This window comes from Bacteroidales bacterium, assembly GCA_016707785.1.
Classification (GTDB): Bacteria; Bacteroidota; Bacteroidia; order Bacteroidales; family UBA4417; genus UBA4417.
In genome coordinates, this window is the sequence record JADJGZ010000033.1 from 1 (window position 1) to 12,424 (window position 12,424).

10 protein-coding genes are annotated in these 12,424 nt (G+C 39.3%); 5 read left to right on the plus strand and 5 right to left on the minus strand.

Annotated elements, in window-relative coordinates; translation table 11 throughout:
* Positions 1 to 665: DUF2461 domain-containing protein (locus IPH84_15780; GenBank protein ID MBK7174647.1), on the minus strand; the 665-nt coding region annotated here is incomplete at its 3' end.
* 127 nt (positions 666 to 792) lie between these two features.
* Between IPH84_15780 and IPH84_15785 the strand changes: the two genes are divergently transcribed.
* From IPH84_15785 to IPH84_15805, 5 genes are all read left to right on the plus strand, one after another.
* Positions 793 to 1,608 carry a hypothetical protein gene (locus tag IPH84_15785; GenBank protein ID MBK7174648.1) on the plus strand — a complete coding sequence of 272 codons (816 nt, stop codon included), beginning with the start codon at positions 793 to 795 and terminating at the stop codon, positions 1,606 to 1,608.
* A 23-nt stretch (positions 1,609 to 1,631) separates the two neighbouring features.
* Positions 1,632 to 3,728 carry a helix-hairpin-helix domain-containing protein gene (locus tag IPH84_15790; GenBank protein ID MBK7174649.1) on the plus strand — a complete coding sequence of 699 codons (2,097 nt, stop codon included), beginning with the start codon at positions 1,632 to 1,634 and terminating at the stop codon, positions 3,726 to 3,728.
* A gap of 126 nt (positions 3,729 to 3,854) precedes the next feature.
* The gene (locus IPH84_15795; GenBank protein ID MBK7174650.1) at positions 3,855 to 5,393 is read left to right on the plus strand and encodes a peptide MFS transporter; all 1,539 of its coding nucleotides are present in this window, start codon (positions 3,855 to 3,857) and stop codon (positions 5,391 to 5,393) included.
* Positions 5,394 to 5,448: 55 nt separating this feature from the next.
* A complete protein-coding gene (locus IPH84_15800; protein ID MBK7174651.1) occupies positions 5,449 to 6,411 on the plus strand; it encodes a TIGR01212 family radical SAM protein in 963 nt (320 codons plus the stop codon).
* Positions 6,412 to 6,525: 114 nt separating this feature from the next.
* Positions 6,526 to 8,136 carry a T9SS type A sorting domain-containing protein gene (locus IPH84_15805; protein ID MBK7174652.1) on the plus strand — a complete coding sequence of 537 codons (1,611 nt, stop codon included), beginning with the start codon at positions 6,526 to 6,528 and terminating at the stop codon, positions 8,134 to 8,136.
* Between the two features lie 64 nt (positions 8,137 to 8,200).
* On the opposite strand, the gene IPH84_15810 is transcribed toward IPH84_15805, so the two are convergent.
* The 4 genes from IPH84_15810 to IPH84_15825 form a co-directional block, all read right to left on the minus strand.
* Positions 8,201 to 9,205: a hypothetical protein gene (locus tag IPH84_15810; GenBank protein ID MBK7174653.1), complete on the minus strand. Its 1,005-nt coding sequence runs from the start codon at positions 9,203 to 9,205 to the stop codon at positions 8,201 to 8,203.
* Positions 9,180 to 10,295 (minus strand): hypothetical protein, encoded by a 1,116-nt coding sequence (locus IPH84_15815; GenBank protein ID MBK7174654.1) that lies wholly within the window; start codon positions 10,293 to 10,295, stop codon positions 9,180 to 9,182. Before IPH84_15815 ends, IPH84_15810 begins: the two co-directional genes overlap by 26 nt.
* 138 nt (positions 10,296 to 10,433) lie before the next feature.
* Positions 10,434 to 11,138 carry a response regulator transcription factor gene (locus IPH84_15820; GenBank protein MBK7174655.1) on the minus strand — a complete coding sequence of 235 codons (705 nt, stop codon included), beginning with the start codon at positions 11,136 to 11,138 and terminating at the stop codon, positions 10,434 to 10,436.
* 3 nt (positions 11,139 to 11,141) lie between these two features.
* Complete coding sequence (locus IPH84_15825) at positions 11,142 to 12,413, minus strand: HAMP domain-containing histidine kinase (protein MBK7174656.1); 1,272 nt, start codon at positions 12,411 to 12,413, stop codon at positions 11,142 to 11,144.
* Positions 12,414 to 12,424: the final 11 nt, after the last annotated feature.

Genomic DNA, 12,424 nt, shown 5'->3' on the forward strand with positions numbered 1-12,424 from the left:
CACCCATTACTAATCGCCCTGTTCAAAAACGTATTCAGTGGTAACATAGCCTTCGATATTTCAAGAATCAGGGAAGGAAATTTAGCAGATAAAACCACTTCATCATCAATCATTGAAGACACTATGTAACTCTTATATTTCAGCAATTCAACAAATGGAAAATCTGCAGGGAAATCTTTTGGAGGCTTCTTTAACTTATCAAAATCATCCAAAGTCCCGAAATACTTCACAAAATCTTTTGCTTCCAATATCTTGTTGAACTCATCACTATTGAAATAGACTTCATTCCTGACCAATTTCAGGATATCAGGTTGTGGCATATAAACACCCCCGGCAACCATACTGGCACCCGGCTCAATATGAATATAATATCCCGGGTTGAAAGTCTTCCTTCCACCTTTGCTTATAAAGGCTCCAAAATTTGTTTTGTAAGGAGACTTATCCTTCGAAAATCTTACATCTTTAAAAATCCGGAACATGCAATCCTTGACTTCCGGTGCCTGTATCATTGGATCTAAAATATTCAACTCCTTGATGGTAATCGCTATCAACGCTTCTGCCTCTGCCTTTGCAGCTTCATAGGCCTTTTTATTTGCCTGAAACCACTCCCTCGTATTATTCTCTTTTAATTGCCTTAGAAAATCAAATGTTTTATCTGTGATCATATGAAAAGTTTGAAAAGTTGTTGATCAAAAATACAATTTTCCTGTCGAAACACTCCGATTTTTTACTACTTTAGACTTGCGGTATCGCATATCAGTTATTTCAGTTTTTCATATAAATCTTTCTTCTATGAGGCATTTTATTTTATGCACAATTGTGCTATTCTTCAACATTTCCCAAGAAATTAAGGCTCAATACGGAACTCCTGTTGGCTCCAGGTCATTATCCCTTGGAGGAGCATCTGTCACTTTAACAGACCCATTTTCTGTTTCCAATAACCAGGCAGGAATGGCTTTTATTGAAAAATCCTCCCTGGCTATCTGTTATGAGAATCCATTTCTTTTAAAGGAACTGTCAAAAAAAGCATTGCTTTTGTCCTTAAAAACCCGCTATGGCAATTTGGGAATGACGCTCCTTCAAACTGGAAATTCTGATTATAATACACTCTTCACTGGTATTGCATATTCCAGGAGGTTAGGACGACAAATTGCCTGTGGAATTCAATGCGATTTGTTGCGAACTCATCTCTCAGATGGATATGGCCAACGGTATATTCCCAGTTGTGAATTAGGACTGATAATGTTTGTTAAAGAAAATCTTCTTTTCGGGGTTCACATCTTCAATCCGGTTCGGTCCTTACTGAGCCCGGCATTTCATGAGAGAGTGCCTACCATCATGAAATCCGGACTCAAATATATTTTCTCATCGCAGCTCTCCTTATTAGTTGAGGTATCGAAAAACACTCATCAACCCATGCAATTCCATTCAGGCATTGAATACTCACCTGTCAAATCCATTTCAGCCAGGATGGGTTATGGTTCTTTGCCAAATCGCTACTCTTTTGGTTTTGGGTTTCAAAAGGGTACCTACGACATCAATCTAACTGGATGTTATCATGAAACCCTGGGCTTTTCACCAAATGCTTCTATATCATATTCCTTTTAATGAACACTTTTAAGTATTTATATATGAAAACATTAGCTTCTAAATTGCTGATATTTATTGTTATTATTTGTCAATCCCATGAGGTTCATTCTCAAACCCTGGATAGCCTTGTTGGTGAACCGGAAAGTCTGCTCGAGGGAATGATGGAACAATACACTTCAGCGACTTCTTCAGAGACAGACTTCAGTCAATGGTTCCTCGAACTGGAAACCCTGAAATTCCGCCCGGTAAACATCAATTCCATGAATCAGGAAGAACTACAAAGGCTTCCTTTACTCAACGATCAGCAGATCATGAATCTTCAGGCTTATACCAGGGAATATGGCTTACTGGCTTCAATTTATGAGTTGCAATGGATTGACGGGTTTAATCAAGTCTTCATCGACCGTATTGCTCCTTATATCACGATTGAGTTCAGGCAGGAAGATGATTTTAAACTAAAAAATGCTTTTAAGTATGGTCATTCTAAAATTGAAATGAGATACCAGAGAATTATTGAAGACCAGTCTGGTTATGAAAAGGTTTCAGATAGCCAGATTTTTCTTAAACCCAATTATTATTACACCGGCAACCAGGACGGATTAGCCATCCGATACCGATACTCTTACCGGGATCAGCTTCAACTGGGCATCGTTGCGGAAAAAGATGCCGGGGAGGCATTGTTTGGTGGCCCTGATTCCTTAAGAAAAGGATTTGATTATTATTCATGGCATCTTTACCTGAAAAATATCAGGAAGTTATCCTACCTGGCTCTGGGAGATTACCAGGTCCAGTTTGGACAAGGGTTAACGCTGTCAACAGGACTTTCCATGGGGATGATATCGGGAATCCTGCCTTCCAGGAAAAGAGCTACCCTAATCAAACCCCATAACTCATTTAATGAAAATACATTTTTTCGGGGCATTGCTGCAGGGATCCGCCAGAAACGATTCTTATTTACAACCTTTTATTCGATGAGAAAAAAAGATGGTAACCTGGTAAATTCCGACTCCACAGAAGATGCATCAGCATTTGTAACCTCTATTCAGGAATCCGGGTATCACCGGACAATTGCTGAGATTGCCGACAAAAAGGTCATTTCAGAACAACTGATGGGGTTAAACATCCAATGGTCCGGATCCCATGTGCTTTACGGAGCAACATTTTACCATTCCGGCTATTCGCTTGAGATCCAGAAGAAATCAGATCCATCTGATTTAACATCAAATGGAACAGCTGGTGGAAATTATTTGGGAGTGGATTATTCCTATTCCTACAAAAGGATGATTTTGTATGGTGAAGGCTCTTATCAATTAAATGGTGGATATGCTTTTATCCAGGGATTAAATTTATCGCTTCATCCAATGCTGACTGTCTCCTCTTTTTATAGAAGCACTGGTTTCAATTATATAAATAATTATTCAGCCATTTCCGGCAGTTCCGGTACTAATAAAAGTGAATGGTATATGGGAATTGAAACGGTTTTTAAAAGATTCAGCATCACTGCATATACCGATCTGCAGCAATATTCCTGGTTACGTTACAGGGTTGATTCCCCTTCGCTGGGCTCAAGCCAGGGCATAGAATTATTTTTCACTTTAGGCAGGAAAGGTGAAACAAGTTTCAGGTATAAGAATTCCATCAATGCAATGAACATGGATTTGGAGTTAGAAAAGGTTCAAAAGATCGGATATTCAAAAAAGCAGGATTTTCAGTGGACTTTATCTTATCAACCTCTTCCATGGCTGAGAATTGGCAATAAAGTATATATAAGTCAATTACAATCAGCAGATGCAGCAAAAGAGAAGGCCTACATGATCAGTCAGGATTTAAAAATCCAGGCATTTGGTTCAAAACTGGGTTTCATGCTCCGCTACACGATGTTTGATACCGATTCCTACGAATCCCGGTTGTATTCCTACGAAAACGACCTCCCTTCCAGTTTTTCAGTACCTGCACTAAATGGAAGAGGAAGCAGGTATTACCTTATGTTGCAGCTAAATATGATTAAAGATACCGATATTTGGATTCGCTATTCCAGGACCTGTTTCCCTTCTGCAACTCATATTTCAGAAGGCTCCAGCCAGATAGCGTCGGATCACAAAAGCGATATCAGGTTGATGGTATCATTCAGATTTTAACTTTTTGGACCACTGTATATCAGCGTTAAAATCTCATTACTGATCATCCTTGGTATTCTTCCATATTTGGCTATATTTGTCCGTGAATGAATGAATGTCTTTTAATTCTAACTAAACACATCCAATATGTTTAAGAATCATCCAAAAGGATTACTAGCGGCGGCCCTTGCTAACATGGGCGAGCGATTTGGGTTCTATACTATGATGGGGATTCTGGTTTTGTTTTTGCAAGCCAAATTTGGGCTTTCAGGAACTAATGCCGGACTTATCTATTCCATCTTCTATTTTTCAATCTATATCCTCGCATTTGTAGGAGGATTAATAGCAGATAGAACCCGGAATTATAAAGGAACTATACTTGTTGGACTTGTGGTAATGGCAATAGGATATTTCATGATTGCTTTCCCAACACCCACACCAGTATCAAATCAAACCTTATTTCTGATTATTACTTGTATTGGACTATTCACCATCGCTTTTGGAAACGGACTTTTCAAAGGAAACCTGCAGGCTTTGGTAGGACAGATGTATGATAATAGTACCTATTCAAAAATGCGGGATAGCGGGTTTTCATTATTCTATATGTTTATCAATGTAGGTGCCCTGTTTGCCCCATTGATTGCAGTAGCTGTAAGAAATGGCTGGCTTGGCAGTCATGGCTTCGAATACAATTCAAGTCTACCTGAACTTTGTCATGCATATCTGAATAAAACCATTACCCCTGAAGCCCAGGAAAAACTAAGTACCCTGGCCAATGAAGTAAGCCGCGGTGTTCCCGTGACCGATCTTGATGCTTTTGTAAATGCCTACCTGAATGTATTTACAACAGGATTCCATTATGCTTTTGGAGTTGCCATATTTGCAATGGCAATATCATTGGTTATTTACCTGGTGAACAAGAAAACATTCCCTAATCCTGCGCCTAAGGTTTCAACATCAAAAAGCACTGATCCATCTGCCATTCACATGGATGTTAAAGAAATCAAACAACGCATGTATGCATTGTTTGCAGTATTCGGTGTAGTGATCTTTTTCTGGTTTTCATTCCATCAAAATGGGCTCACGCTTACATACTTTGCAAAAGACTATACCGATCTTAGCATTCTAAAAATTAACCTGGGATTTACAGTTATCAAAGGGGCTGAAATCTTCCAGTCAATTAATCCGTTTTTTATTGTCCTTCTCACACCTATTATTATGGGCCTTTTTGGCTGGCTCCGCGCAAAAGGAATCGAGCCTTCAACTCCCAAAAAGATTGCCATCGGTATGTTTATAGCAGCTCTGGCTTATTTCGTGATGTCAATGGGTTCTTTTGGACTTCCTTTGAAATCAGAAGTTGAAGCTATGGGTGGCTTACCTGAACCTGAGAAAGTAACTCCATTCCTTCTTATTGGCACCTATTTTATCCTGACTGTTGCAGAACTTTTCATTAGTCCATTAGGAATCGCTTTTGTTTCAAAAGTAGCACCTCCTCAATACCAGGGTATAATGCAAGGTGGATGGCTGGGAGCAACAGCTATAGGAAATCAACTGCTCTTTATCGGTGCAATTCTTTATCAGGATGTACCCATCTGGCTTACCTGGTCAGTATTTGTTGTAGCTTGTCTTATTTCAATGCTCACAATGTTATTTATGTTGAGATGGCTTGAAAGAGTAGCTAAATAGAATTAAACAATACCTTTGAGAGGCTGAACGATCATTGTTCAGCCTCTCTTTTTTTATGATAACCTCAGAAAACATATTTCCCTGGAATCACCAGCGACGGTTCAACTCGTATGCTGAACATTTCAGAAAAGAATTTGGCCGTCGGGTACAGAAAGTAACCATCGATGCCGGTTTTACCTGTCCGAACAGGGATGGCACCAAATCAACAGGAGGATGCACCTATTGTGATAATGATGCATTTAACCCTTCCTATTGCCAGCCTCATAAATCAATAGAGCAACAGATAACCGAAGGAATTGAATTCCATAGGGTCCGCTATAGGCGTGCCACCCATTTTCTCGCCTATTTCCAGGCTTTTTCTAACACCTATGCCTCTCTTGATGAACTGAAAAAGCTATACAATGAAGCTCTTGCAGTACCTGGTGTTATTGGACTGGTTATTGGCACCCGTCCAGATTGCATTGATGACGAAAAACTGGAATATTTTGCAGATCTGGCTAAAAAATATCACATCATCATAGAATATGGGATTGAATCCTGTAATAATACTACACTGGAACGTATCAACAGGCAACACACCTTTGAAGATAGTGTTGAAGCCATAAAAAAAACTGCTGACTATGGAATCAGAACAGGTGCCCATCTTATCTTCGGATTACCAGGCGAAACAAGGCAGGAAATGCTGAATAATGCCTCACTCCTCTCAACCCTTCCTTTGAATAATATTAAATTTCATCAACTTCAAATCATAAAAAATACAGCCATGGCATTAGATTATTCCAAACACCCTGAAGATTACCATCTTTTTAGCCTGGAAGAGTATATTGAATTCATCATTCAATTCGTAGAACGCTTAAATCCAGAATTTGTAATTGAACGGTTTACCTCTGAAGTACCTCCCCGATACCATGTTGGGCCTGGTTGGGGTAACCTTCGAACTGACCAGATTATGTTGATGATTGAAAAAAAAATGGAGGAATTGGAAACATGGCAGGGGCGACTTTTTACAAATATCTGAAACGAAACCTCAACAATAAAATGGGTTAATCGTCCTTAAAGTGTGTTAATTTCTTGAAGACCCCCTAAATTTTCATTATATTTGTAATTCAAACCATTAACCAACCTAAAAACTATGAAAAAATTTACCCTTCTGATCCTGGTGATCGCTGTATCATCATTTTCATCCTTTGCTCAAAAAACTACCCATCAGATAAATAAATCAACTATTGGGGAAACTACTATCCTTACTGACTTTACAGAGTTTTCTGATGACTTTGAAGCTGGTATGTCCAAATGGACAGTAACCAATAACTGGGGACTTACTACCAGTAAATCCCACTCTCCATCGAATTCCCTGAGTGAAAGTCCTACAGGCAATTACACCAACTCCCAAACCTCCTATTGCACTATGACCAATGGGGTTGACCTTTCAGCAAAAATGTCGGCTTCTGTATCTTTCTGGGCACAATACAAGATTGAAGCTGCGTTTGATTATATGTACCTTGATGTTTCCACTGACAACTTCACAACCTTTACCAATCTTGAAGTATTTGATGGAGAAGTTACCACCTGGACTCAATACACTTACTCATTAGGAGGATTTGTGGGCCTGGGAAATAATAACATTAAACTGCGGTTCCGCTTTATTTCCGACCAGGGTTTCGTAATGGATGGAATGTATATTGATGACTTCGTAATTACAAGTTCCGATGAAGACCATTCCCCCCCATTAGTACTCTCTGCAGCCCCTGAGTTCTATGAAGGCGTATTAGGAGAATACGTAGTTGGTGCTGATATCATTGATATTTCCGGTCTTGCAACGGTGCAATGTACTTACAATGTTGATGGAGTTGCCCAGACTCCTGTACCAGGTGTGTTAGCAACAGAAGATCATTATACATTCACTATTCCTGCACAGAGTGCCGGTTCCAATGTGGATTATATCATTGAAGCTACTGATGCTTCCACCTTCGCAAATAGCGTTTCTACTGCTGAAGCTTATTATATCGCTGGTGAATATTACAAATACGATAATGCACAGGTCGACTTTTTCGTATCATTCGTTGCTTCAGAAGGAGCTGCTGTTGCATTCTCTCTTAATGGTCCAACCCATTTGGCTACTGCCCTCATCAGGAATTATATAGATATTGAACATAATAATTCCGATATGCTCTTTCACATTTGGTCAGCAGGGCCGGGCGGACCAGGGACAGATCTTATTACTCCATTTACTGTAACACCGGAAGCATCACTTTCCAACACCTCACCAATGACCCGGATAGACCTCAGGCCATATATGGCACAACTGAGTAACCTGACCGGAGATATCTTTGTTGGCTTTACAGTACTTAATGACACTGTAAACCTGACTGAAACAAATCCAGGCAGTACAGGAAGATCATTCTTCTTTGACGGGTCAGCATGGGGTGTAGCCTCAGGAGCAGATTTCCACTTCAGGTTGATCACCACTGGCTCAGGTGTAGGAGTTCCGGAAGCAGAAGGAAAAAGCTTCACACTTGCTCCAAATCCTATGGATCATTACACATTTGTCTCTATATCAGAGACCCTTCTCCAGCCCAGAATTGAACTTTACAACATGGAAGGCAGAAAACTTGATATAAAACAATATATCCAGGGTGATAAAATCCAGCTTGTCAGAGGACAACTCACCAGCGGTCTATATTTACTTAAAGTAATGGATGGAAATAAAATCGTTGGACAGGAAAAACTTATGATAAAATAATCCGACAGATTCTACAGAATTCTAAGAGAAAGAGGCTGTTTCAGTTCATGAAACAGCCTCTTTGCTATTTAAATAAATCCAGTCGTACAAATTTACCAGGATATTGTGGATCCTGAAAAAAGTCGTCAATCTCTATGTAAAAGCCTGAATAGGTTTCCTTCCAGTATAATGATTCGATATAAGGAAAGGATTCATCAGCCTGGTAAGTATCAGCGTACCAATTAGAAATATTCAATGGTATTGAGTTTACTTTACAGTCCATTATCATTATCGCGGCTCCTGCATCGGTTTCCTGGTGAATGACAGCAGTTACAGTTTTATCTTCATTTATTGTTATCGTTGCATCACCTTTATTGGGGTTCGCTCCATAATTTCCATCCCAGGATGCAGTGAGAACATTTCCATTTTGAGTAACAGGAATTTCTATGAATCCATTGCTGACCCAATTCCCGTAAGAATGGCTGGGATTACCGGTATTGTAGTAAGTTGTGTGATGACACATTGTGTTTAGATAAAAAGAGAAAGCTCTGAATAGCTGCTTTTTAGTTATCCTCACCTTGAAGGATAAATTCGCCGGATCATTCCCACTTGAATAATATTGGTTTGTATATACCAGCAGAAAACGATACCCTTCAGTAACCATGGATTTAAGGTCATTAACTGAAACAGTCCCTGAGCCTGATCCCACAAGTTCCAAAGGTGAAGTACCATTTTTGAAACGGAATAAAGAAATCCACTGATCAAATGTTTGATCAGGAACAATTGAAAGGGCAGATTCATCATCCAGTGCTTCTTCTTTTATTGTAATTGAGTAAATCTTCGACGATAGCTGAGGGTATGAAGAAGAGAACGTCTTAACACTATCGGCAGAGCTATTTATATTAAACTCATCAGCTTTTGATCCTATGAGGTATGAAGTGGAAATATCCGAATATATGCTTCCCCTGCAATACTCCTGGATCATGTTTCCATACCATTCATCATACGATTTATCCAATCCAGTCCTGATTGCCTCACCTACATTGCTGCCGGTTCTGATTTTTTCATAAATCAACTTTAATTTTTTCAACACCATATTTGGCAACCATGTGTTTAACAGCAGTTGACATCCCATAACCATATCCGCGTGCATCCGGTTTAGAATCATTCAGTCCTCCTTCAAAAGGCGCTAGTTCATTGCCTGCTCTTGCTTTAGAAGTATATCCTGACACATCAGTAAAGTATTCCTCCGACCACACCGCCACTGCCTCATCAAACCAATAATGCGGAGAGGCGAACTTGGCTTTTGAAAATCCAGACCTTGGATCATAAAGTGATTGTACAAAATGGAAAAATTCATGCCCGGCAGTAACTCGTATTTCTGGCATTTCATTCAACTTTTCAGAATTGATGGAAATTGAAGCATAATTGTCGCCCCAGGCAGAAGAAACCTGCTCACCATAGAGTGTATTGTCCATAGGATAGAGGGTAACACTCATTGGCCAGGAAGTCCTGTTACTATAGTCGAATGAAAACGGAGGAGAATTGAATGTAGTATAGGCTTCTTCGAGATAAGAGGCAACTGTGGAAGCCTGGCTGGCTTTTGAAGCCGGGAAAGTCAAATTAAAATGCCCGCCGCTGCTTGTAAGCGATTGTTGCGATTTTGCAACCATGACTCCTATGGTCAGCTTCTCATCGCTAGGTGCATTTGATTTCTGGTAAATAGATGGGGTTCTGGGAATAGTCACCACAATTTTACCATCAATTTCCAGGTGCTCAATTTTCCGATACACCGTTAATGTAGAATCCAGTGACTTAACATGGGTGACCTCCGCAAAAAAAACAGTCAGGGGTTGAGAAAGATCAAGCCCACTGAGCTTTACCTCCATAGGCTGACCTGAAGAAGGAGGTAAATCAGTTAAGAAATATAAGGGTGAAACGGCATCAGATGAAAAGGGTGTTTCAACAAGCTTACTTATTTTAACAGGCGTTGCTGCAGAAAAGGTTCCTTCAGGGATTGAGAGAGAGAAATCCCCTGAAACAAGATCAGCACCTGCCGAAGTCACAGTTTGATCAATAATCAGATCTCCAAGATTGATTTCCGGATCGTTGGATTTGTCATCTTTTGAGCAGGAGGCAAAAAGCAGTACAATGCTTAATAAGCCAATAAAATATTTCATATGATGTGAATTAGGTATTTCATGAAAAGTACTATGCATGAAAAGGCAAAGAATCCATCTTAAATTGACCCTAAACCTTACTACTATTCATTTCTAGAATTTCAAATGGTAATAGTAACCTACTCTCTTCCTGGAAATTTATTCGCCTATCTCAGATATTGAGAGTCGATAACCAATGTTGTGAATGTTTTCAATTTTTATGGAAGAGTCTTGCTTTAATAATTTTCTGAGTCTCGAAATAAAAACATCAAGGCTGCGGCTTGCATAAAACTGGTCATTCCCCCATACTGAATTCATGATGGCATCTCTTTTTACTATTGTATCCATATTCTTACAGAGGTACAAAAGCAATTCTGATTCCTTGTGCGTGAGGCTGGTTGTATCATTCCCGTTTGACAGCATCAACTTCTCAGGCATAAATTGATAAGTCCCCAGTGTGATGATTGAGTCATGATGATTTCGGCTAACTTCCACTTTGCTTCTTCGAAGGAAAATTTCAATTTTGAGAATCAGCTCTTCAATGCTGAAAGGCTTGGTGATGTAGTCATCTGCACCTATCTGCAGGCCATAGATTTTATCATCAATGGTTGACCTAGCCGAGAGAAATAATATAGGTGCTGATTCATCTTTTTCACGAACTTTCCTTGCAAGGGTAAACCCATCTATTCCCGGGAGCATCACATCCAGGATATATAAATCAAAATTTCCGGCCTTAATCTTTTCATAGGCAACAATGCCATCTTCGCAATAATCAACCTGGTAACCGGCACGTTCAAGGTTGTCGCGTGTGACAAATGAAAGAGTTAGGTCATCTTCCACATAAAGAATTCTGGCTGATCTCATTATTTACACTGCTTGATTTTTGATTTCCAAAACAAATATAGCCCCTTTTCCCTGCTCAGGTAGCAGACGAATTTTCCAGTGGTGCGCCTCACAAATACTTTTTACATAGAATAATCCCAATCCAAAACCTTTAACATTATGGACATTATCAGTCGGTACTCTATAGAACTTCCTGAAGACTTTCTTCTGATGCTCTTGACTGATTCCCGGCCCATTATCAGAGATAAAAACCTTAATTATATCACCTTCAGTTTTTGAAAGAATTTCTACTTCCGGAACAGGCCCAGCATATTTAATGGCATTATCAAGCAAATTATAGAAAATATTAGTTACATGTAGCTGATCTCCTACCACTTCAACATTTCCAGGAACCAGTAATGTATTTATGGTGGCATCTCCTTTGTATTGAGCCCGGCAATTTTCCACCACATTCAGGATCACTACATTAAGGTCAAACTTTTCCTTTTTAAGATGAAATCCATTTTTTTCAATCCTTGCAATCTGAAGTACTTTATCTACCTGGTCATTTAATCGTCCGATTTCCTGCTTAATTATTGAGCCATAGGTTAATAATCTTGAAGGCTCATGAACAATATCCGGATTGATGATCACGTCAGCAGAGATATTGATACTGGCTATCGGAGTCTTGAATTCATGAGTCATATTATTGATAAAATCACGCTGCATTTCGGATAATCGCTTTTGCTGTAATATTACAAATATGGAATAAGCAAAAAAGATCACAGAAATGCCTAATATTCCCAGCATAAAGAACCATATTGCCATATCGCCAGTAATGGTATTATCCAGTAAAGGGAAATTGACCCCGAAATAGTAATTATATTCCTGGTACTTAGGAAGATCTACTGAAATAGCATCCTCTTTGACCGAGCCGTTATAAAAAAAATAATTCCCATACTCCATCACATCAGTATTGCAATTGTATATTGCATACTCAAAATCAGTATGAATGTTCAGTCTTGAAAATTCCGACTTGAGGTAATGTTCTAAAATATTGGCATCAATTACACTATTTAAATCCACAACGAAATAGTTCGATGATACTTGTCGGACCGGGTTTGTGGTGGATGGCATTGTATGATTAAAAGCATAGATCCTGGAAGCAACATTCCTAAGGCCAATAATTACAGTCTGAGAAAATTGCTTTTCCTTATTAGTCCATTCCTTCTTGATGAAATAGCCTTGTATGGCAATTATCCCAATGATGGCAAAAGCCCCTAATAAAACTACGTACCTGATATGCCTAAATCTCATTTACCTCTATT